The organism is Flavobacterium sp. (assembly GCF_039930565.1).
In the GTDB taxonomy this organism is placed as follows: Bacteria; Bacteroidota; Bacteroidia; order Flavobacteriales; family Flavobacteriaceae; genus Flavobacterium.
Genome location: NZ_JBDTTP010000003.1, coordinates 96,695 through 120,615, shown reverse-complemented (window position 1 = coordinate 120,615; position 23,921 = coordinate 96,695). Strand labels below are relative to the sequence as shown.

At 32.9% G+C, this 23,921-nt stretch carries 19 protein-coding genes and 1 pseudogene; 7 read left to right on the top strand and 13 right to left on the bottom strand.

Annotation, left to right across the window (positions count from 1 at the left end):
* The 4 genes and pseudogenes from ABI657_RS02155 to ABI657_RS02140 form a co-directional block, all read left to right on the top strand.
* Nucleotides 1-129: pseudogene (locus ABI657_RS02155) on the top strand (acetyl-CoA C-acyltransferase); the annotation flags it as partial.
* Between the two features lie 36 nt (nucleotides 130-165).
* Nucleotides 166-513: a four helix bundle protein gene (locus ABI657_RS02150; RefSeq protein ID WP_348095592.1), complete on the top strand. Its 348-nt coding sequence runs from the start codon at nucleotides 166-168 to the stop codon at nucleotides 511-513.
* A 38-nt stretch (nucleotides 514-551) separates the two neighbouring features.
* Nucleotides 552-2,342, top strand: coding sequence for an acyl-CoA dehydrogenase family protein (locus ABI657_RS02145; RefSeq protein ID WP_348095591.1), 1,791 nt, complete (start codon nucleotides 552-554; stop codon nucleotides 2,340-2,342).
* A 242-nt stretch (nucleotides 2,343-2,584) separates the two neighbouring features.
* Nucleotides 2,585-3,625, top strand: coding sequence for a glycoside hydrolase family 18 protein (locus ABI657_RS02140; protein WP_348095590.1), 1,041 nt, complete (start codon nucleotides 2,585-2,587; stop codon nucleotides 3,623-3,625).
* A gap of 8 nt (nucleotides 3,626-3,633) precedes the next feature.
* Here the strand turns inward: ABI657_RS02140 and ABI657_RS02135 are convergent, their stop codons facing one another.
* Together ABI657_RS02135 and ABI657_RS02130 are read right to left on the bottom strand one after the other, a co-directional pair.
* The gene (locus tag ABI657_RS02135) at nucleotides 3,634-4,170 is read right to left on the bottom strand and encodes a DUF4251 domain-containing protein (protein WP_348095589.1); all 537 of its coding nucleotides are present in this window, start codon (nucleotides 4,168-4,170) and stop codon (nucleotides 3,634-3,636) included.
* A gap of 8 nt (nucleotides 4,171-4,178) precedes the next feature.
* Entirely contained in the window at nucleotides 4,179-4,613 is a 435-nt protein-coding gene (locus ABI657_RS02130; RefSeq protein WP_348095588.1) for an META domain-containing protein, read from the bottom strand.
* Nucleotides 4,614-4,793: 180 nt separating this feature from the next.
* On the opposite strand from ABI657_RS02130, the gene ABI657_RS02125 reads away from it, so the two are divergent.
* Nucleotides 4,794-5,321, top strand: a complete 528-nt coding sequence (locus ABI657_RS02125) for a superoxide dismutase family protein (protein WP_348095587.1) — start codon at nucleotides 4,794-4,796, stop codon at nucleotides 5,319-5,321.
* 100 nt (nucleotides 5,322-5,421) lie between these two features.
* The gene (locus tag ABI657_RS02120) at nucleotides 5,422-6,624 is read left to right on the top strand and encodes an LETM1-related biofilm-associated protein (protein ID WP_348095586.1); all 1,203 of its coding nucleotides are present in this window, start codon (nucleotides 5,422-5,424) and stop codon (nucleotides 6,622-6,624) included.
* A gap of 27 nt (nucleotides 6,625-6,651) precedes the next feature.
* Here ABI657_RS02120 and can read toward each other — a convergent pair whose 3' ends face one another.
* Both can and ABI657_RS02110 read right to left on the bottom strand, forming a co-directional pair.
* Nucleotides 6,652-7,290, bottom strand: a complete 639-nt coding sequence (gene can, locus ABI657_RS02115; RefSeq protein WP_348095585.1) for a carbonate dehydratase — start codon at nucleotides 7,288-7,290, stop codon at nucleotides 6,652-6,654.
* Nucleotides 7,291-7,411: 121 nt separating this feature from the next.
* Nucleotides 7,412-9,061 carry a SulP family inorganic anion transporter gene (locus ABI657_RS02110; RefSeq protein ID WP_348095584.1) on the bottom strand — a complete coding sequence of 550 codons (1,650 nt, stop codon included), beginning with the start codon at nucleotides 9,059-9,061 and terminating at the stop codon, nucleotides 7,412-7,414.
* 617 nt (nucleotides 9,062-9,678) lie between these two features.
* On the opposite strand from ABI657_RS02110, the gene ABI657_RS02105 reads away from it, so the two are divergent.
* A complete protein-coding gene (locus ABI657_RS02105; protein ID WP_348095583.1) occupies nucleotides 9,679-10,620 on the top strand; it encodes a LysR substrate-binding domain-containing protein in 942 nt (313 codons plus the stop codon).
* 88 nt (nucleotides 10,621-10,708) lie between these two features.
* Here ABI657_RS02105 and ABI657_RS02100 read toward each other — a convergent pair whose 3' ends face one another.
* The 9 genes from ABI657_RS02100 to ABI657_RS02060 all read right to left on the bottom strand — a co-directional run bounded on the left by ABI657_RS02100 (nucleotide 10,709) and on the right by ABI657_RS02060 (nucleotide 23,902).
* Nucleotides 10,709-11,452, bottom strand: coding sequence for a rhamnogalacturonan acetylesterase (locus ABI657_RS02100; RefSeq protein WP_348095582.1), 744 nt, complete (start codon nucleotides 11,450-11,452; stop codon nucleotides 10,709-10,711).
* 283 nt (nucleotides 11,453-11,735) lie between these two features.
* On the bottom strand, nucleotides 11,736-12,833 hold the full coding sequence (gene pelA, locus ABI657_RS02095) for a pectate lyase (protein WP_348095581.1): 1,098 nt from the start codon (nucleotides 12,831-12,833) through the stop codon (nucleotides 11,736-11,738).
* Between the two features lie 56 nt (nucleotides 12,834-12,889).
* On the bottom strand, nucleotides 12,890-14,518 hold the full coding sequence (locus tag ABI657_RS02090; RefSeq protein ID WP_348095580.1) for a glycoside hydrolase 43 family protein: 1,629 nt from the start codon (nucleotides 14,516-14,518) through the stop codon (nucleotides 12,890-12,892).
* Nucleotides 14,519-14,531: 13 nt separating this feature from the next.
* Nucleotides 14,532-15,764, bottom strand: a complete 1,233-nt coding sequence (locus tag ABI657_RS02085; RefSeq protein WP_348095579.1) for a glycoside hydrolase family 88 protein — start codon at nucleotides 15,762-15,764, stop codon at nucleotides 14,532-14,534.
* A gap of 29 nt (nucleotides 15,765-15,793) precedes the next feature.
* A complete protein-coding gene (locus ABI657_RS02080) occupies nucleotides 15,794-17,008 on the bottom strand; it encodes a glycoside hydrolase family 88 protein (protein WP_348095578.1) in 1,215 nt (404 codons plus the stop codon).
* A 3-nt stretch (nucleotides 17,009-17,011) separates the two neighbouring features.
* The gene (locus ABI657_RS02075) at nucleotides 17,012-17,977 is read right to left on the bottom strand and encodes a DUF4861 family protein (protein ID WP_348095577.1); all 966 of its coding nucleotides are present in this window, start codon (nucleotides 17,975-17,977) and stop codon (nucleotides 17,012-17,014) included.
* 6 nt (nucleotides 17,978-17,983) lie between these two features.
* Complete coding sequence (locus ABI657_RS02070; protein ID WP_348095576.1) at nucleotides 17,984-18,922, bottom strand: alpha/beta hydrolase; 939 nt, start codon at nucleotides 18,920-18,922, stop codon at nucleotides 17,984-17,986.
* Nucleotides 18,923-19,027: 105 nt separating this feature from the next.
* Nucleotides 19,028-20,701 carry a RagB/SusD family nutrient uptake outer membrane protein gene (locus ABI657_RS02065; RefSeq protein WP_348095575.1) on the bottom strand — a complete coding sequence of 558 codons (1,674 nt, stop codon included), beginning with the start codon at nucleotides 20,699-20,701 and terminating at the stop codon, nucleotides 19,028-19,030.
* Between the two features lie 27 nt (nucleotides 20,702-20,728).
* The gene (locus ABI657_RS02060) at nucleotides 20,729-23,902 is read right to left on the bottom strand and encodes a SusC/RagA family TonB-linked outer membrane protein (RefSeq protein ID WP_348095574.1); all 3,174 of its coding nucleotides are present in this window, start codon (nucleotides 23,900-23,902) and stop codon (nucleotides 20,729-20,731) included.
* Nucleotides 23,903-23,921 lie beyond the last annotated feature (19 nt).

Here is a 23,921-nt window from a genome sequence, read left to right as displayed (position 1 = left end):
GGTTGTACAGGAGCTAAACTTTCTGTTCAGTTATTTGATGAGATGAAACGCAGAGGAAATAAATACGGAATTGTAAGTATGTGTGTGGGGACTGGACAAGGAAGTGCTGGTATCTATGAAGTTCTTTAATTATTTTAAATTTTGAATTATAAATTTTAAATGTAGATGAAAGAAAATATTATTGCTACAAAAACTTTTGATTTTGCTTTGTCAATAGTAAATCTTTTTGTTCAACTTAAAAAAGAAAATGAATTCATAATTTCTAAACAAATTTTAAGATCTGCCACAAGCATTGGAGCAAATGTTGAAGAAGCAATTGCTGCTCAATCCAGAAAGGATTTTATTCACAAAATGTCCATTGCTTCAAAAGAAGCAAGAGAAACAAAATATTGGTTACGATTACTGGATAAATCAAATTTAACATCAATTGAAATTAATAATTATCTAATTGAGGTTGAACACATCATTAATATTATAACCAAAATAATTAAAACATCACAAGAGTTAAAATAATTTAAAATTTATAATTCAAAATTTAAAATAATAAAGTCATGAGCGACAAAACAAGAGGAGGTCAATTCCTAGTTAAAGAAACAAAATGCGAAGATGTCTTTACACCAGAAGATTTTTCAGAAGAGCAATTGATGATGCGTGACTCTGTAAAAGAGTTTGTAGACAAAGAAATTTGGCCCAACAAAAATCGTTTTGAGAAAAAAGATTACGCCTTTACAGAAGAAAGCATGCGTAAAGCTGGTGAATTGGGACTTCTTGGAGTTGCAGTTCCTGAAGAATATGGCGGATTAGGGATGGGATTCGTTTCTACCATGTTGGTTTGTGATTACATTTCTGGTGCAACTGGATCTTTCTCAACTGCATTTGGTGCTCATACCGGAATTGGAACTATGCCAATCACCCTTTATGGAACTGAAGAACAAAAGAAAAAATACGTTCCTAAATTAGCTACAGGAGAATGGTTTGGGGCTTATTGCTTAACAGAACCGGGCGCAGGATCTGATGCCAACTCAGGAAAAACAAAAGCCGTTTTATCTGAAGATGGAACGCATTATAAAATTACAGGTCAAAAAATGTGGATTTCAAATGCAGGTTTCTGCAGCGTTTTCATCGTTTTTGCCCGTATCGGTGATGATAAAAACATTACAGGTTTCATCGTTGAAAACGATCCGGCTAACGGAATTTCAATGAATGAAGAAGAGCATAAATTAGGAATTCGTGCTTCTTCTACACGTCAGGTTTTCTTCAATGATACAAAAGTTCCCGTTGAAAACATGTTATCTGAAAGAGGAAACGGTTTCAAGATTGCTATGAATGCTTTGAATGTTGGTCGTATTAAACTGGCTGCAGCATGTCTGGATGCTCAACGAAGAGTTACTTCCGGAGCTGTAAAATATGCTAATGAAAGAATTCAGTTTAACACACCAATTTCATCTTTTGGAGCTATTCGTTCTAAATTAGCTGAAATGGCAACTAGCGCTTATGCAGGAGAAAGTGCTTCTTACAGAGCTGCAAAAGATATAGAAGACAGAATTGCTGCCCGTGAAGCCGAAGGAACAACGCATCAGGAAGCAGAATTAAAAGGTGTTGAGGAATATGCTATCGAATGTTCTATTTTGAAAGTGGCTGTTTCTGAAGATGTTCAGAACTGTGCTGATGAAGGAATTCAGATTTTTGGCGGAATGGGATTCTCTGAAGATACTCCAATGGAAAGCGCCTGGAGAGATGCCCGTATCGCGAGAATTTACGAAGGAACAAACGAAATTAACAGAATGCTTTCTGTGGGAATGTTAATCAAAAAGGCCATGAAAGGTCATGTTGATTTATTAGGACCAGCAATGAAAGTTCAGGAAGAGTTAATGGGAATTCCATCTTTTGATGTTGCGGATTTCTCTGAGTTATTTGCTGAAGAAAAAGGAATCGTTGCGAACCTGAAAAAAGTTTTCCTGATGGTTGCAGGAAGTGCGGTTCAAAAATTTGGCCCGGATTTAGATGCTCATCAACAGTTGTTAATGGCTGCTTCTGATATCTTAATCGAAATCTATATGGCTGAAAGTATTATTCTGAGAACGGAAAAATTAGCCAAAAAAGAAGGAGAAGCAAAAGTTCAGGAACAAATTGCAATGGCAAAATTATACTTGTACAAAGCAGTTGATATTGTAAACCAGAAAGGAAAAGAAGGAATTGTTTCTTTTGCTGAAGGTGACGAGCAACGTATGATGTTAATGGGATTAAAACGTTTTACAAAATACACCAACATGCCAAACGTAGTGGCATTGAGAGAGACAATTACCAATAAATTAGTTGCAGAAAACGAATACTGCTTCTAACATAAAAATAGTTTTTAGCTTTTAATTTGTCTAAACCCGCAAAAGTCCGAAACTTTGCGGGTTTATTTTTATGTTCTTGCGGGCATCAGAAACTATTATATGTACTATTTTTGCATGCATTTGCAAATTTTATTAAAGATTAAATGTATTGCATTATATTTAATATTCTAAAATGCAAAAATATAAAAATGAGAAAAATAAATCTGATCTGCTTTTTTTTAGTGTGCTTATCTACTACAATTATGAGTGCGCAAAAAAACAAAAAATTTGACATTATTGCTTACTACACAGGCGATGACAAATTGATTAATGAATTTGATATTCAGAAACTGGATCAAATCATCTTTAGTTTTTGCCATTTAAAAGACGGTAAATTAAGCGTTGATAATCCTAAAGATTCTACAACCATTAAACACTTGGTTTCTTTAAAGGAAACAAATCGACAACTTAAAATTATATTGTCATTAGGTGGATGGGGTGGCTGTGAGCCATGCTCTTCAGAGTTTTCAACAGCTAAAGGAAGACTGAAGTTTGCTAAATCAGTAAAAGAAGTAAGTGATTATTTTAAAGTTGATGGTTTAGATTTAGATTGGGAATATCCAGGAATTGAAGGACTTCCCGGGCATTTATTTCAACCTGCAGACAAGACTAACTTTACAGAATTGATTAAAATACTGCGTTCTACTTTAGGAAAAAAGTATGAAATAAGTTTTGCTGCAGGAGGATTTCAAAAGTTTTTAGACGAATCTATAGAATGGAAAATTGTCATGCCATTAGTTAATCGTGTCAATATAATGAGCTACGATTTGGTAAATGGGTATTCTAAAGTTACCGGACATCACACGCCATTATACAGCACCAATACAACTGAAGAATCAACAGACAAAGCAGTATCCTATTTATTAAAGCTAGGAATTCCTCCTGAAAAATTGGTTATTGGAGCTGCTTTTTATACCAGGACATGGAAAAATGTTGAAAACATAGATAACGGTTTGTATCAGGATGGTGAGCATATTGAAGGGGTTTCTTTTAAAAATTTTGACTCAACTTATACAGAAGCAAACGGTTGGAAATATTTTTGGGATGAAAAAGCGCAGGCATCCTATTGGTACAATAAAAAAGAAAAAACATTTGCAACAGGGGATGATATTGCTTCAATAAAAGCCAAAACAGAATATGTAAACTCTAAAAAATTAGGTGGCATTATGTTTTGGGAATTAGTTTTGGATAAAACTAAAGGCGGTATGGTGAATGCTATTTATGAAATAAAAACAGCCAAATAAAATTTAGATTAGTTCTGAGTATTACTATTATTATCGGATTGAGTTTTTGGTGCTCTTATATTTCCATCATAAGAAATCGGAGCCCTTTTATTACTATTGATCGAAAGTGTAGTGCCTCCATCATAAAAGACAGAAAAAATGAGATCATAAGTATCCTCTTTGCCTCTTACTGTCATTTTTACGATATGTGATTTTTTCTTTTTTTCTATTTTTACATTTTCAGGTTTGCCTTCAAATTTAATACCACCATCAGACCCGTAAGCTATATTGAATGCACGCCCGAAAAAAGGTAAATCACCTTCAGCCTTTTCTATATTAAATTTTACAAAATAGGTATTATAATCCAAAACAAGTAGTCTTCCTCTTTGCGTAATCACCCTTTCAGCGTCAAAAACAAAATTTTTAGATGCTATCAAAGCTTCAGTTTGTTTTTTTTCCTGGAATTTTCTGTCGTTCTTTATTTCTTTTTTGGTTTTTTCCTGAGCAGTTCCATCAAAACTAAGAAAAGAAATTAGTGTTAAAAAAATTGCTAATTCAGTTTCCATATCATTTCTTATTTTTTAGCAAATCGCATCGTGACAATATCACCAGAAATAAGATTTAGGGTTTTGCCATCATCAGTTATGCTGTACGAAGTTATTTTTTGCAGGGTATTCATATACGTTTGCTCCCCATTACCATTCTCACACATCATTTTAGTCATTACCATTGGTTGTGTAAAATCAATTTTATTACCCTTAACACTCAATTTTCCTGTGTAGGAGTTACAACTGCTATTACCAGAAACACGATTCTCCTTTAAATCAAAAACTATTGTTGGTTTTTTATTTGGATATAAACCTTCAAAAGTAATTCTTGGCCCTGATATATAATTAAGCTCCCATGTTCCTTCAAGTTTAGAATCAGCATCACTTTTTTTGCATTTAAAAATATTACATGAAACCAATAAAAGTCCTAAAACAACTAAAATTAAAGCATTCTTTACCATATGTTATAAATTAAATTAAAAATATCATCTTAAAATTAGATCAAATAACATTAAAGTTAGCTACTTTGCTATAATTACACTAATTCAAACAATAGTTTTGGTTTTTTTTAACTTTGATCATCACAGAATTTGTTTAACTTTATTACAAACTTACTTTTTATATAATTAAAATCTTCGTACATGAAAAAAATACTAGTTTCTTTCGCAATAATTACATCCTGTATAATTGGCTGTAAAACAAATACAAAATCAAATGATGCTAAAACTATTACTGTAGCTCTTGAGCCAAAAAGCAGTAGTACTTTAGCGGGAACAGCAACTTTTACAGAAAAAAATGGAAAGGTGACATTTGTTGCAAAAATGTCAGGATTAACTCCTGGAATTCACGCAATCCATATTCACGAAAAATCGGATTGTAGTGCAGCAGACGGCAGTTCAGCAGGTGGCCATTGGAACCCTACTTTTAAGAAGCATGGAAAATGGGGAATTGGAGAATATCATAAAGGCGATATTGGCAACTTTACCGCTGATTCTCAAGGCAATGGAACCATCACACTCACGACAGATGAATGGTGTATAGGATGTGAGGATGAAACCAAAAACATATTACAAAAAGGCTTAATAGTGCATCAGGGTACAGATGATTTTACAACACAGCCATCAGGAGATGCTGGTGGCAGGGTTGCTTGTGCAGGAATAATCAAATAAAAATCTGATAACCACTTTTTTTACAAAATTAGTGGTTATTTTTTTAAATTAGATTTTAAGATGAGAAAAAGATATAGCTTTGCATTCTCAAACTATAGTAATGATTAACCCGTCTGCATCAGGTTGGATAGATAAATTTTTTAGTGAACAAAGGTTTTCAGAAGCAATTTCTTTTGAGAATCCGGAGTCTTTTTACAATAAAGTGAGGGAAACCGGATTTATTTATGGTCACATTATTTCTATAAATTCACAAATTCCGATTCCTATAAAAGGCTGGTTTAAAACAGAAATTTCTAAGGTTGCTTTATTGAATACTTTGTACGGTGTTTATTGTTTAGAGAAAAGAAGTTCAGAAACTAATAATTTTATCCCAGACGTTTTAAAATTTTACAAACAAATGAATCCGGAAGGGTTTAATTTATTCAAAATTTTACTTCCTAAAGATACTCCATCAATAGCATTAGAAAGTATTATTGATGAAAGGGTACAAACCAATGATAGTATAATAAGTAAAAACTTTTCGCATTTAGTAACAAATGCTTTATTATTCATTGATGTTTTAGCATTCAGACAATATCTTGTCCATGGGGCAATCCCTGAAAAATATTTGAAGAAAATTGAAGATACTGTTCTTGGTATAGTAGGTTTGGCTTTAAAAACTAAAACTATCAAATCACAGCATGATGATTTATTAATTAAACTTTTTGAAGCTTCTATTCGATATACAAAGTTTTCAAAAGTGACTCTTAATACATTAGAAACTTTACAATTAGATTACTTTAATAACAAACTGGAACAATATTATTTGATTGATATGGCCGGAATGGCTTTGTGGAGTGATGGCGTAGTTGAAAATGAAGAAGCTTATTTTTTATATTCCTTAGCTTCAATGATGAGCGTAACTGATGATTTTGTAACCAGAAGTATTGCTACAACTAATAATTTTATTTCAAATCATAAAAAGAAAATCCCCTATTTTAATTATTCAAATCCTGTGAAGCATTTTTATGATCAAATGACTCACAGTGTAATTAAATTGATTGTAAGAAACAAAAACAGGCTAATAAGAGAAATAATTCAAAGTAAAGAATTAATGATTCTATTGGCTCACTCTACACGCAGGGATTTGGATGCAAAAGAAAAAAAGAAAGTAAAAAAGCAGCTTTTGGATATTTGTAAAACGATACCATCGCTGACAATATTTTTACTTCCGGGGGGAAGCTTATTATTACCTATTTTAATAAAATTCATACCCACATTGCTGCCCTCTGCTTTTAATGAAAACCTGGACGAAAACGAATAAAAAATCGCCCTTAAAAGGGCGATTTTTTTATAGATTACTTAACTGGTAAACATCATCTAATTCATCATTCGAAGCGATATTGACATTTAAATCGGTTACAAAACCAGAATTTAAACCATAAACCCATCCGTGAAGCATCAATTCCTGTCCATTTTTCCAGGCACCTTGTACAATTGAAGTTTTTGCTAAGTTATAAACCTGTTCCTTAGCATTGATTTCAACAAACGCATTGAAACGTTGTGTTTCATCTTCAATTGAATTTAAATATTTATCATGTAAACGGTATTCATCCTTAATATGACGAATCCAGTTATCAATAATTCCCACAGACATATTTCCCATTGCAGCTTTTACACCACCACAGCCATAATGCCCGCAAACAATAACATGTTTTACTTTTAGAACATTTACTGCATAATCTAATACACTTAGCATATTCATATCTGAGTGTACAACCATATTGGCAATATTACGGTGAACAAAAACCTCACCTGGTTTAGCACCAATGATTTCATTGGCAGGGACACGGCTGTCTGAGCATCCTATCCATAATAATGGAGGTGTTTGGCCTTTTGCTAAATCTGCAAAATAATTTGGATCTAATGCTAATGATTTTTCAACCCATTCTTTATTATTGTCTAATAATTTTTGATAAAATTCTCTCATTACTTATTTAGTTTTTGAAATAGTATTTTTATATTTTAAAATATCAATGAAACTTTTGTAAAGTTATTTAAATTTTGACACTTTCTTTAGCTATAGAAATACCATAATTTATTTAAATTGTTTAAAATTTTTCTTTGGATGTTTCTTTTTTAATCAATGCTCTCTTAGCAACATCATAATAATGTTCTATCGAAACATGATTGTCTTTATCAGGAGTATTTTCTAAATCGTATGCCTTTTTAAAGCCTTTTAATTTTACTTTGATATTTTCGTCTACTGCACGTGTTTCTTTAAACTCCCGTATTAAATCAAGTACATCATGCGCGATATACTCTGTGTCATGAGCATTGATAATAACTTTAGAGTTTTCAGGAATTTCACTCAATGTCTGCTTTATAGCAGCTTTGTTTAAAAACGAAACTTCTTGTGCCAGATCGATGTGAATGATATCTCCATCTTCGTATTCTTCTTTTTTAAAGATATAAGCTCTTTTTAAGTTCCCTCTCAATACAAAAATAACACTGATGATAATTCCTAATGCTACGCCTTTAAGTAAGTCTGTAGCAACTACAAATACTAAAGTTGCAATAAACGGTACAAACTGATACTTTCCTTTTTCCCAGAAATGCTTAAAGGTTGCAGGTTTTGCCAATTTGTATCCAACCAGAATTAATACGGTTGCTAATGTGGCCAATGGAATTTTATTTAGTATGGCAGGTATGGCCAATACACTAATTAATAAAAGCACACCATGAATAATGGTTGACATTTTAGATTTTGCTCCGGCGTTATTATTAGCAGATGAACGTACTACGACAGAAGTCATTGGTAAACCTCCTAAAAGTGAACTCATAATATTACCGATTCCCTGTGCTTTTAACTCGACATTAGTATTGGTGTAACGCTTTTGAACATCCATCCTGTCAGCAGCCTCAATACACAATAAAGTTTCGATAGAAGCAACAATAGCAATTGTAATACCTACAATCCAAACCTGCGGATTTGTTATCGCACCAAAATTTGGTGTAATAATAATTGATTTAAACTCATCAAATGATTTTGGAACAGGCAAGGAAACTAAATGTTCTTTTGCAATTGCTAATGAACTTCCTGATGAAACAAAGATTTCATTTAATACTACTCCGGCAATAACAGCAATAAGAGCACCTGGAACCAGTTTCAATTTTTTCAGAAAAGAAACTTTCTCCCATGAAATCAATATTACCAGTGAAACTAATGAAATCACTATTGCACCCAGCTGAATATGATTAAAAACATCAAACAATGCTGTAAATGAATTATGCCCATCGTTTTGAACGAAAGCCTGATCTCCTTCAAAATCAGTATCATATCCAAAAGCATGAGGTAATTGTTTCAGAATAATAATAATTCCAATACCAGCCAGCATTCCTTCAATAACATTAGTTGGGAAATAATTTGAAATACTTCCCGCTTTTAGAAAGCCCAAAGCCAGTTGAATTAATCCTGCAATAAATACAGACATTAAAAAAACATCAAATGCACCAAAATCTGTAATTGCAGTTAAAATAATAGCTGTTAATCCAGCTGCGGGTCCTGAAACACTAATATGTGACTGACTAAGATATCCAACCACGATACCTCCAATAACACCAGCAATAATACCCGAAAACAAAGGAGCCCCTGAGGCCATTGCAATACCTAAACACAAAGGAAGAGCCACTAAAAAAACCACTAATCCTGACGCAAAATCAGATTTAAGGTTGGCAAAAAGATTTATTTTTTTTGTCATAATATAATACTAAAAATTATTCATTAGATACGGCTACATTATTAAAAATATAGACTCGTTAAGATAATCGGGAAGTATTATACGTGATTTGGGGGTGGAGCAAATATACTTGGGGAAATATTATCAAGCTTGACTATATTTCCAGATAGAATCAATTTTGATCCTATGTAAGCCGGAAAAGCAAATTCGTGTTCAAAAATTGTCGGATATACAGCTGCCTTAAGCTCCTTGTGAACATGTTCTTCTTCAGAACAGCTAAAAAACATAGAGGTATCGCTGCTTTTCTTTATCGCCGTGACAATAGCCGGGGTAGATAAGAAGGCAAAAAATATGAATAATAATATGCGAGCGATTAATTTCATTGCGGCAAAAATAGAATTAAACGAACAAAATCAAAGCAACATAACCAAAAAATTTAAAAAAATTTAACATAAATTAAAAACACCCTCTAATTTATTATATCATTGTTTTTTAGAATTTTGATACATAGTCTTTTACAATTTCTCTTTGCTATCGCATTTTAACTTCTATCATTCAATAAATTTAAAATAACTTGCTTAAATAATTATAAAAAAAAATTATATTTACTTATTTTTGCATCACAAAATACTATCAAAATGACTATAACACAACTAAAATATGTTTTGGCTGTCGCAGAACACAAAAATTTTACTCTTGCTGCAGAAAAGTGCTTTGTTACACAGCCAACCTTAAGCATGCAAATACAAAAAATTGAGGAAGAGCTCAGTATACTAATTTTTGACAGAAGCAAGAAGCCCATTCAGCTTACTGATGTAGGTCAAAAAATAGTAAGTCAGGCAAAAAATATTGTAAACGAAGCCAACCGCATCCAGGATATTGTAGAACAGCAAAAAGGATTTATTGGGGGTGAATTCAGATTGGGAATTATTCCAACTATCATGCCGACCCTTTTACCTATGTTTTTAAATAATTTTATCAAAAAATATCCAAAAGTTAAGCTTTTAATAGAAGAACTTAATACAGATGAGATCATAACAAAATTAAAGAATGGTCATTTAGACGCAGCAATTGCTGCAACTCCATTAGAAGATGAAAAAATAAAGGAAATTGTATTGTACTTTGAACCTTTTGTCGCTTACATCCCAGAACATCATTCTAACTTTTCGAAAGAAGAAATTGAAGTTTCTGATCTGAATATAAATGAAATCCTGCTTTTACAGGATGGGCACTGCTTTAGGGATGGAATATTAAATTTATGCAAACACGGTTCTGATGTTGAGCAGAATAATTTTCAAATACAAAGTGGAAGTTTTGAAACCCTCATAAAATTAGCCGATGAAGGTTTGGGCACAACGCTTCTTCCGTACCTGCACACTTTAGATCTGAAAGAATCAGACAAATTGAAATTACGCAATTTTAAAGAACCAAAACCTGCTCGTGAAGTAAGTTTAATTTATCCTAAAAGCGAACTTAAAATGCAAATTATTGATGCTTTAAGAAGCACTATTGCCGGAGTTGTAAAAGGCGCAATTGTATTTCAGAATGTTCAGATTATCAGTCCGCTGCAAAAGAAATAACAGCAAACTATAAAATGGCGATGTATCTCAATTAGATCTATCGCCATTTTAATTTTTTTAAATTGTTGCAGAGTTTAAAACAATTATTTTATTTAATGCTTTTCTTAAGTTTTTCAACAGATGGATCTTCTAAAAGTTTGATTTGTCTCACAACAATTTGTGCAATTTCAGTTGCTCCCTTTTTAGATAAATGTGTATCATCTGCTTTATCTTCAGAATAATAAGGGTGCTCTCCTTTTTTAAAATGCAAATGCAATTGCATAGATTTTTCAGGGCCATAAGATTGTTCCAGCATCTCTGTATAGTATTCCAAATCAATAAAAGGAACTTTATACTCCTGAGCAACTAGCCTGGTTTCTAATGGATATTCTCCATGTGTGCCAATCAAAACGCCTTTATCATTAAAATTACGCCTTGCGATTGAAGTTAATAATATAGGGACTGCTCCTTTTTGCCGGCTTTCTTTTACAAACTTAATCAGATTATAACGGTAGCTTGTATGCGGATTGGTATATCTTGTTGAATCGGCTGTTTTTTCATCATTATGTCCAAACTCTATAAAAACGTAATCTCCTTTTTGAAGTTTTTTATAAATGGAATCCCAACGTTTTTCATTGATAAAACTTTTTGTACTGCGTCCATTCACTGCTTTATTTTCGATAACAACATTATCTTTAAAAAAGGGCTGAAGTACTTGTGCCCATCCATGTTCAGGGTTTTTGTCCGAATCTTTTTTATTCGCCATTGTCGAGTCACCAATAGTATAAATTATCGTTTTTTGAGCAGTGAGGCTTATTGAAATTAAGGAAAAAATTAAAAAATAATATTTCATTCAGATCTTAAATTTATTGATTATTGAACTTCTTAAACTTATTTTGCTGCTGAAGGAACAGTCGCTTTTTCACCAATAAAGACTTCATTCATAATGACATTTTCAGCATTTTCACTTGATATAGCATTTTTTGCCCATTTAATTTCAATATTGTTCAAAGAGGTTTTTTTAATTTTCTTATCCTGAAATTGAAAAAAAATAAAAATAAAAAAGCTTTAAGTTTCATTTTTTTTAGCTTTTGAAAAGTCAAATCTTCTATGTTAAAATTTATTGATCTTAAAGATTATTCCTCAGAAATTCTTTCTCCATATTTCTTAGACCATTTTTTATATTTTTTCAAAACTTCTTTAGGCTCATTAGAATACCATGAATAACCATTTCTTCTCTCTTCACCAATGTCAGTTATATATTTCTTTTTAATTCCGTCACGGTCACAGAAAAACGCCTCATTGGTATCAAGCTCAGCAAATCTTGGCCAAATAGGAGCAACATCATCCATAGGATACATTTTTTTACCAATAATTTTGCCTTCATCATTATAGATACGCTCCTCTTTAAGGTTTGTGATTTTTGTTTTTTCAAACCAGTCATAAGCACTTTTTACTGCAGTTTTAATTTCGGGTGAAGGATTATCAACAGACATTAATAATAAAGCTACTTTGGCAGATTCTTTTCCGCTCAACGAAGCAAGCTCATAAGCTCTCGCATCAGCTGGTGCAAAAGTAACTTCATCATGTTGCGCGCACCAAACCGTTAAAACACCATTTTGTTTGTATTGCGTTTTTAAGATGCAGTCAATTCCTTTTTCAAAAGCAATTTTAGCTTTATCTACAGTTTCCTGTGGAGGTTTTATACTGTAATATTCTGTTTGGTTTGCTACTTCTCTCAATACATTCAAAACATCAACCATTGAATTATCATTATAAGTGATGTGTGTGTAATATCCTTTTTTTAATGGAAAATATTGAGGCCATCCACCATTAGCATATTGTGCAGAAAGTAAATAATTGACAGCTCTTAAAAATGAATCCTTGTATTTTTCTTCTTTTGTCTGCGCATACATTTTCGAAACAAAAAGTATTTCCTGAGTGGTAGCCCTATTATCTATAGTGCAATCTTTTGCAATGGGTTTCAGGGCTGTCAGTTTTGCTTTTTCTTCTTCTGTCAGTTCATTAAGCATCGGAATGTTTTTAGGCCATCCGCCTATATCCCTTTGGTAAAGCAAAACATTCTCTGCAATTTTTTTGCCCTCTTCAGAACCAAACCAGGCAGAATAACTTTTTAAGATTAAATCTGGCCACTTTTTAGCTTTTTCCTGTGCGTTAAGATAACAGCAACTACTTAATAAAAGTAATAATACCGTTTTTTTAAGTTGATTCATTTTAAATTCGTTTGTTTAGTTATTGTTTTTAGTTAATTATTTTAATAGGTGTAATTTTATTTTGTTACTCTAAACCAATCAATTGCAACGCTCCCGGCATCATTAATACTGCCATCCCGTAATGCCAGAAAACCCATTTTAGCACCAATCCATTTACCTTCTTTTGCAGTAAAACTTTCACCAATTGAATTGAATTTTAGACCATCTTCACTGTAGAAAAAATTACAAATTCCACCCGCCTTTATTCTTACCTGCAAATAAATGGTTTTATCCTTGATTAAAATTCTTTTACTCTCAGATTCTTCACTTTTCTTATCTATTTTTAATGCTGTTTTTTGCGAAATAAACAATTTGCCGCTTTCTTGTTGCAAACATAAAAAACTATAATCTAATCCCATAATAACCAAGCCTGTATATTCACCATCAAATCTTGAATTAAAAGTCATTTTTGCGGTAGCAGTAAACTCGTTTGCCGGAAGTTTTTGCAAGAGCAAGTTTGGAACATCGAATAAACTGACATAATCTTTTGGAGCCGGAATACAATTCAGATTATAATATCCCAGTGTAGTAGGAAATCCCCAGGTAATTTGAGGATTAGCATGCCACTGCCATTGTAGTCCTAATTTACCAACATTAAATTCATCGCTTTCAGGCGGTGTTTTAACAGGAAAGGTTTTTTTGCCAACATTTGGTTTTTTATACAATATAACAGGTTCTCCTGTACCGTTTTTATCATCGTCATTTCCAATTACAGGCCAGTCATTTTCCCATTTCATTGGCTGCAGGTGAACCACTCTTCCGTAGGCAAACTGATCCTGAAAATGAATAAACCAATCTTCTCCTGTTTGAGTTTGAACCCACGCTCCCTGATGTGGACCATTTATAGTCGATTTTCCCTGATCCATCACTTTCCTTTTCTCATAAGGACCCAATACATTCTTAGATCTCATGACAGTCTGCCATCCCGTTGCTACTCCGCCTGCAGGGGCAAATATGTAATAATAACTGTTTCGTTTGTAAAACTTAGGTCCTTCAATAGTGGCTTCATCTGCATGACCATCAATGATCATAACATCATCATTATTTGAAGATGTGCCTTCAGGATTCATTGTACATACTGCCAGAACACTTTTTATTCCTGCACGGCTTCCTGCAAAAGCATAACCCAGATATGCTTTTCCGTCATCATCCCACAAAGGTGCTGGATCAATTAATCCTTTTCCTTCTTTTACCATAACAGGTTCAGACCATGGGCCTTGAGCTTTTTTAGCTCTTACAACATATATTCCGAAATCAGGATCGGGATAATAAATATAAAATTCATTCTTATGATATCTAATACAAGGAGCCCAGACACCGTTTCCGTGTTGGGCTCTATTGTATACATCTAAAGGTTTTTGTTTTGAAAGTGCATGCCCTATGAGGCTCCAGTTTACTAAATCTTTTGAATGAAGTACAGGCAGACCCGGAATACAATTGAATGATGATGCTGTCATATAATAATCATCTCCAACACGAATAGCATCAGGATCTGAATAATCGGCATATAAAATGGGATTTTTATAGGTTCCGTCTCCATTATCAGATATCCAAACCTGCGAATTGCTTTCATTTTTTTCTTGTGATAGTACTGTTTGAGAGACAATACAGCATAAAACAAAAAATATTATTTTTATAAATTTCATTAGCAGGAATATATTATCTGTTTAATTCTAATGCCGCCAAAATAAATGGACCTGTTGCTTTAGGATCATTGTCTTTTTTTCTTTCGTTGACATAATATTCATATGAACCATCACGATAAGGATCACCGCCTAAACCTGCAACTTGGCAAGCCTGTGTTAATATAATTGTACCATCAGCATCAACTTTTATTAATTTTTGAGTTAAGCCGTCAAATGATTTATTAGCTAATTTTTTATATTTTGAAGGTAAATATCCTTTATTTGCTCCTTTTGCAAAAGCATAAGCAAACATCGAAGATCCTGAAGCTTCCAGATAATTATCTTTTCCTCCTGCTCTGTCAGTTACCTGATACCATAAACCTGATTTATCCTGATATTGTGCTAAACTGGCAGAAACACTATTTAGGTAACCTACTAATTCTTTTTGTTTTGGATGGTCTTTTGGAAAGTAATCCAATGCATCAACAAGGGCCATTACATACCATCCTAAAGCTCTTGACCAATAATTTGGAGAATTTCCGGTTTCCTTGTTAGCCCAGGGCATTTGTTTACTTTCATCCCACCCATGATATAACAGGCCTGTTTTTGGATCTGTAGCATGCATTTGAATTTGTTCAAATTGTTTCGCTACATCATCTAAACTCTTTCCGCCTTCAAAAGTAGCTGTATATTGGGCATAAAATGGTTCTCCCATATATAATCCATCCAGCCACATCTGATTGGGATAGATCTTTTTATGCCAGAATCCACCGCTCTTAGTTCTTGGCTGTTCTGCTATCTGCCTGCGCAATAATTGCATTGCTTTTAAATACTTTTCTTCTTTTGTTTTATTGTAGGCATTAAAAAGCAAACGTCCGGCTACAATCATGTCTATATTGTATTTTTCAAAATCATACGTTTTGATTGTTCCGTCATTTTCAATCAGCGCATCTAAATAACCCTGCACGTAAGCTGTATATCTTGGATCTGGATTTTTCTTATTCAACTGTTCAAATGAATATAAGACAAGCCCATGAACATAATCCCATTTTGGAGCTTTGGAATCATCAATCTGCCAGGATTCCGGATGACGTTTCATTAAGGTCAAAGCCATTCTGTCTGACCATTTTAAGTCTTTTGAAATGGTAGTCAGGTTTTGTGAATCAGTATTTTTTATCTGCTGTTGCGCCACGCTGCCACAGCCAAAAAATGCAAATGAAATAAAAAGTGTTACTGCCTTAAATGGAATCGATTTTTTGTTTAACATAATAACTTATTTTTGACTTTATTGAAATTTTATTTATTTAATTCTATTGCACTTAGAATAAATGCCGCCAATGCAGGTGAACCATTATCTTTTGTTTTTCCGGTAATATAATATTCATTTGTGCCATCACGAAAAGGTTTACCGCCTAAACCAACACTTGGTGAAACATTTAAAATATTTACTTCTCCCTTTTCATTTAATCGTACAAATTGTTTTGTAAAACTAATAAAGGATTTTTGCGCTGATTTTTTATATTTTGAAGACAGATATCCTTTACTGGCACCTTTTGCAAAAGCATAAATAATCATCGCAGAAGCCGAAGGTTCCAGATAATTACCTTTTAGAGCGGGTTTATCCGCAACCTGATACCACAATCCGGATACATCAGCATGTCTTATTATATTTTTAGATATTTCATTCAAATATTTCACCAGAACTTTATACTTTGGATGACTTTTGGGAAAATAATCAAGAACTTCAATCAGGGCCATCATATACCATCCATTTCCTCTTCCCCAAATTGTTGGCGATGTTCCTGTTTCTTTGTTTGACCAGCCAATTTCTTTGCTTTCATCCCAGCACTGATAAATCAAACCTGTTGTTTTATCTATCATGTTATCGTGAGCCAATTCAAATTGTCTGGCGATGTCATTTAAACTTTTTCCATTTTCATAAGTAACTGTATATTGTGTATAAAATGGTTCAGCCATATATAACCCATCAATCCACATTTGATTGGGATAAATTTGCTTGTGCCAAAATCCGCCACTTGCTGTTCTTGGCTGATTTTCTAATTGATTTCTTAACTGAAGAAGGGCTTTTCTGTATTTCTCTTCTTTGGTTATTTCATATAAATTAAAAAGAACTTTTCCCGGATTAATGTAATCTATATTATATTCCTTAACCTCATACTTTGCAATATTTCCCGAATCATCAATAAATTCGTCGGCATATTGTTTTATATAATTCAGATATTTTGCATCATTGGTTTTTTGATATAATTTCTCAAAAGAAAACAACAAAAATCCCATTTTATAATCCCATTTTGGTTTCTCGTTACTATCAATCTGCCAGGCTTTGGGATAATTATTTAAAATTGTAAGTGCCGTTCTTTCTGACCATTTTGAATCGTTTGGAATGACATATTTATTCTGATTATCCTGAGCAATTGTCTTACCTGAAAAAAGCAGTAAAATGATTACCAATTTAATACAATCTCTTTTTATAAAAACAGTTCTAAACATACATTACAATTTACCTTTTTTGTTGAGTAACTCTAATTTTTCATTTAAATATTTTACAAATTCATCTTGTGATTTAATTCCATCAGGTTGTTGTTCCCAGGCGCCTAAAAAATAAAATGAAATTGCTTTTGTTGCAGGTTTAAAAACTAATAGATAATCTAATTCAGCATCCACAGCATTTTCGATTGTACTGGTTTCATAAAAAATAGCCATGCCTAATTTATCTGGCACTAATGATTGTATACCATAAGTTGCCAAATAGGCCCATTTTTTATTTTTGCTTTCTTTTTTAAGTAATTCAGTATTCTTTTGTTTAACGATTCCTGTGCAAATACCCTTAATTTCTTTTGACGCCTTAATTTTATGCTCCGTATATAACTGATCCGGTTTAATTATCAATTCTGAAGTAAAATCAATTTTATCCGAAGCCGTTTTCCAGCCATAATAACGGATTTTTACAGAAGATTGTTTTACCTTATTTTCAACATTGGCAATAGTTGAATCTACTTCATAAAAGTGTAATTTTTTATTATCAAGATAACGGTCTATTGATCCAATTCCGATTCCTTTTCCGGCCTTCAAAATATCAGATCCCCAGTCACTCATTTCATGATAGGAATCAAAATTATCCTGACCTACCTCAGGTAAAATAATAGCTTCGGTTTTTTTACCAAAGATATCAATCGCATTTCTCCAGTCAAGATACAAACGATACCCTACCTTATTGCTTTCCCATCCCGGGCCTTCATAACGAATATCAAAAGAGTGGTCAGTGTGTTCCGGAGACAGTTTTAACTGATTAACATTTTTAAAAACAGTACCTCCAATATATTTACGATTTTCCCATTTTCCATCAGTTTTGGCCGATATTTCAGCATAGGTTTTAGCCGTTTTAATATCGTATTTTTGAGCATTGACTGTTGAAAAAACCAATAGGAATAAGGTTGCGATTGTGATTTTTGTTTTCATTTTTAATTATTTAAAAATTTTATCAAGGAATAATGTGGTATAATTTACGGTCTCATCAAACCAGGGCTGAAAAAACCAAAAGGAATGAGGCGAATTTTCTATTGTATGGAACTCATTGTAAATTTTATACTGATTTAATATCTTGATCATATCATCTCTTCCGGCATGAAACCTTGGAATACTGCTGTTAATAAATAATATTGGAACTGTATTTTTATTGGTATGACTTAAAGCAGAAGCGTTTTTCCAGTTTTCAGGATTTTCTTCATAAGAACCTCCTAACCAAAATGATGCCACTTCCCCCTCTGAAGATTCCGGATGCCTAAAAGCTAAAATACCGTCAATATTGATAATTGCATTTACTTTTGATGAACATTTACTATTATTAGTTGGATCGTCAAAAGCTGAATCTTCATTTGTTGTACCAATCAATGCTGCCATCTGGCCTCCCGAGGAGCATCCCAAAATAGCAATTTTGTCTGGATCTACATTGAATTTTCGAGCATTATCTTTTATGAATTTAATAGCGTTTTTTACATCATAAATCCCCTCGGGGTATTTTGCTTCTAATGATAACCTGTATTCAATTGCAAAACAGGAATAGCCTTTAGAAGCTATTATTTTTGCCAAAGCCTCCATCTGATTTTTATTTCCAGATTTCCAGCCTCCACCATGTATCATGATTACGGCAGGATTTCTTTTTTTTATTTTATAAATGAAAGCATCAAAATGCAATGCTCTTTTTTTACCTTCATTATAAACTACATCACTAATTTGGGTAACATTTGTATTTTTTTGACTTTCTGCAATTGTTATAAAAGGATAATCCTTTATTAATTTAGTGTAAGTCTTTTTTATTGTGTATGAAGTATCAATACTATAATTGCTTTGTGCAAAAATAACATTGGATAAAAAAAATGATATTAAACTAAATATATACTTCATAATCAAAACTTAAATTTAGTTAATAAAGGAGTTCTGCAAATTGCAAAACTCCTTTTTAACTAATTCAAAAAACAATATTTTTATTAATTCGGCACCAACCTATTTTTACAGATAAGCTGGATTTTGAGGGAAATCTTTATTTTTATTTAAATCGATAGTTTCCTGAGGTATTGGTCTCAGAATTTTTTTCTCTCCATTAGCACCATCAAAATTTACCGATTGTACTTTTGGATTATAAAGAGACGTTCTTTCTATTAGCTTATTTGTTCTTTTTAAATCGAACCACCTGTTATATTCGCCAATCATTTCTCTTGCTCTTTCATCAAGAATATAATCAATATTTAATTGTGCCGCTGTTGCATTTGGAACACCTGCTCTTGCTCTTACGGCATTTAGCCTGGTTAATGCCAATGGATTACCCGCTTTAAAATAGGCTTCAGCAGCTATTAGGTAAGTATCTGATAGTCTTGATATAATAAAATCACGTGTAGATACTCTGCTTGATCCCGTTGTAGCATAAGGAGCAGTTGGATCATCAAACTTACGAACACAAATCATGTTAAAATCTGATGTTTCAGTATTTTGAGATGAATAAGTTCCATAACGTCTGTATGTACTTAATACACTTTTTGGATCTGCAGCATTAATCTTAAGTTGTGGATGAGAATTCAAATAAGCAGCCTCATCATTAGGAGTAAACCATTTTGGTGCATAGAAACGTTTTACTTTAGACGGGCTTTTATCAGCAGTTGTACTGTAAAGATCATAATAATTGGTAAAAATTTCGGTCATAAAAGTAGCTTCCCATCTTTTATCCCCTTGCTCAAACAGGCTAATTGCATGATCAGTAAGGCATAATGAATAAATTCTTTGAGGAGATTTTCCACTAACTTCAGGACCACCTAAATAAGACCCAAAATAACTACCTTGAGAATTTCCTAATGTTTGAGGATTAGTACTTACACTGGCAGCACTAAATTTGGCAGAAAAAATAACTTCGCTATTTGTATCTCCTTTTACAGTAGTTGCAAAACCAGGAGCCCATAAATCTGCATAAGGAATAGTAAGTGCCTGCCCATTTATTGCCGCATCAGCATAGGATGCTGCTTTAGTAAAATCGCTTGCTTCTCCAAAAGCTTCATATCCTCTTGTTAAGTACACTTTAGCTAACAAATCCTGAGCTGCTCTTTTATTAACACGTCCGCTATATGCTACTGTACCTAAATCCGGAGTTATCTCTTCCAGTTCTTTTACAATAAAACTATATATTTCTTGCGCAGTATTTCTTGTAAATGAGGTTTTAGGTGTTGGATTATAATCTAATTCCAAAGGAACCCCACCATAAGTTTGCACTAATACAAAATAAGCATTAGCACGCAAATAACGAACTTCTAAAATTCTTGATGGAAGTGTAGTTGTCTTTTCTGTCAAATTAGCAAAATATAGAGCTGTATTCGCTTTTACTATTGCCTTATAACACTCTCTGTATAAAAAATCAATATTTGTTGAAGAAGGTGTTAATATCGCATATTGACTTACTCCAGGTGGCTCTAATCCTCTTCCTTCGGAATATAAATCAGTACCTGCAACAAAAAGCCAAGGTTCATTTCCATATATTTCCCGTAATTGAGAATAATTAACATTTACTAAGCCTTCAAAACCAGAAGCCTTTAAATATTCATCAGTAGTAGCACTAGACCTGTTATCTTCTTCTATGTAATCGCTGCAAGAACTAAGTGCAATAATCACAAAAGAAAGAATTAAAATTATTTTTTTCATCTTAAACATTTTTTTAGTTATATTTTATTAGAATTTAAAGCTGAAACCTAATTGATAGCTTATAGAAGCAACACGTGATACATTCAACGAAGCAGCGGCCCATTCAGGGTCATATCCATCATATTTAGTAAATACAAACGGATTTGATACATTGGCATAAATTCTCAAATATTTCATTTTAAACTTTTGAACAACATCGCTTTTAAAAGTATACCCCAATGCAATATTTTGAATTTTCACATAAGAGATATCTTTATAATAGGCTATTCCACCATCGTTGGCCCAAAAAGCACCTCCATTTAAAATTTGAGGATATGCATTAGTATAATTTGGTGTTAAGCCTGCCCCATTTTCTGGTACATAATAATCTAAACCTGCCATTCTTTGATTTCCTCTATTGGTAATATCTGCGAAGTATTTGTGAAATTGGCTTTGCACCATTCCTCCTTGACTTATTACTGCATTAGCAGATAAATCAAAATTCCCAACAGTAAGTTTAGTACTTACTCCTCCAGTCCAATCTGGATTTACATTCCCTAAAATTTGTCTGTCATTAGAATCAAATTTGCCATCATTATTAGTGTCTACTACTTTTGCCTGTCCTTCCAAATCTTTTACTGCCTGAATTTGAGCAGCAGTTGCAGTTGCAGGTAAAGCAGCTAACAAAGCCTGTACTTCACTCGCCTGACGAACGCCATCATACTTGTAATTATAAATAACCTCGGTAGCTTCACCTATGAATAATTTATTACCTACATCATTTGTCACTTTATCAGTTATGGATATAATTTTATTTACATTTTTAGTAAAATTAAATGAGGTTTCCCATGTAACGAAATCGGTTTGGATATTTTTAGTAGTTAATGATACCTCAACCCCTTTATTACTTACTGATCCCAAATTAGTCAGGTAGTTAGAAAATCCTGTTTCGTTTGGTATTTTAACAGAATACAATAAATCATCTGATAATCTGTCATAAACATCTACACTACCGGTTATTCTGTTTTCTAAGAACCCGAAATCTGCACCAATATTTAATTCTCTGGTTTTTTCCCATTTTAAATTTTGATTACCCGGAATATTCGGATAATATCCATTTCCTAAGTTATAATAACTTTGGGAGTCAACTTTATTAATTGTACTGTAAGGATCTATTTTATTATTTCCTGTAAAACCATAACTTACTCTTAATTTAAAGTCAGAAACTACATTTTGTTTCTTCATAAAATCTTCTTCACTCAATCTCCATGCAAATGCCCCAGAAGGGAACGACCCCCATTTATTTCCGTCTGCAAAACGGCTAGAACCATCCCATCTTTGAGAAAGTGTTAATAAATATTTACTTTTAAATCCATAATTAAAACGTACAGCATATGAGCTTAAAGAACTAGACGCATAATTAGGCAATTTACTCGTGTTTAAAGGATCAACATAAGTGTATGTTGCTGGTAAACCTGATGGAAAATCATTAGAACCTAAATCAAAAGGAGCCTGTCCGGATGCTGCAAAAAATCTTTCATCCTTTTCATAAGCATTGGTTATAAGTCCAAGCAAATTAAAATTATGAACATCATTTATTTTATAATCTATGTTAAATTGATTATCCCAAGTTGAATTAAAACTTTCTAAAGTCCTTTTATGAGCCATGCCCAAATTCTTATTTTGCACTCCAACTGTTGTTTGAGCCCCCCAAACAGTAGCTTGTTTATAATCTTCGTATCCTGCAGAATAGGCAGATTTAAATGTAAGCCATGAAAGTGGTTTGTATTCTACATAAAAATTTCCAATAATATTTAATTTACTTACCTTATTATTTGTATTCGCTATCTCTAATAATGGATTATAAGCACTGGTTTTATCAAATATATTTAAAGTTGGATTTAATGGATCCGGAACTTTAGAAGGAGCTACCAGTAAATTACCATTTTGATCATATGGTGTAGCAAACGGGTTTTGTGCAAAAGCCAAACTCATTGCGGTATCACTACCTAATTGTTGATTGGTTCTTGCTAAAGTTATATTTGTTCCTAAAGAAAACTTATCATTTATTTTGTGATCAAGACCTAATTTATAAGTATATCTGGTTAAATCTTCATTAATTACATTACCTGATTCACTTTGAACACCTAAACCAAAATTATAAGCTAGTCCTTCTTTCGATTTTCCTGAAACAGACAGATAATTATTTTGCTGAATACCTGTCTTTAACAATGCTTTTTGCCAATCAAAAGTTTCATTATTTGCAACTCTGGATCTGTATAACATTTGAGTACGTGTTGCCGGATCACCAAGTGACAAATTTCTAACAATACTTAAATTCGTCGCAGTATCAGGCGTATTAGCAGATAATCTGCTTGAAAAAATAAAAGCATCTACGTTAAATTTAGCAAACTCCGCACCACTCATTAATTTAGGAAGCCTCGCAACTTCTTTAGAACCAACATAAGAATCAAATGATACTGTTAGCCCTGACTTAGCAGTACTACCGCTTTTAGTTGTTACTATCACAACCCCATTTGAACCTCTGGATCCGTAAATAGCAGTTGAAGAAGCATCTTTTAATATATCCATTCGAGAAATATCCTGCGGGTTTAAAAAGTCCATATTATCAGAAAAAACTCCATCAATAACAAATAAAGGATTTGAGCCTCCTGAGGTTAGGGAATTGTTTCCCCTAATTACTATTTTAACGGGATCCCCTACGCGACCACTTGTGTTTTGAATTTGCACTCCAGGAACAGCACCCTGTAAAGCTTGTAATGCATTCGTAGTATTTCTTTCCGTAATTGCCTCTGCCTGTATGGTAGAAACAGTTCCGGTTAAATCTTTTTTCTTAACTTTTCCATAACCAACAACAACAACCTCACTTAGTGAATTTGATTGTTCTGAAAGACTTACATTCACTTTAGACTTTCCAGCCACACTCACTTCCTGTGTTTGAAATCCCAAATAACTAATCACTAAAATAGCTTTGTTATTAGAAACATTTATTTTAAAACTTCCTTCAAAATCTGTAGAAGTACCGGTTTTCGTTCCCTTTTCCTGAATGTTTACTCCCGGAAGAGAGAGACCGGCAGCATCAGTAATCTTTCCCTCAACAACACTCGTCTGAGCGCTCATGCTATTGATCAGTAAGAAATTCATAAAAAATAAAAATACAAAACTGTATTTTATCCTTTTCTTTAATAATTTGATTTTCATAGTTTGGTTTTAATAGTTA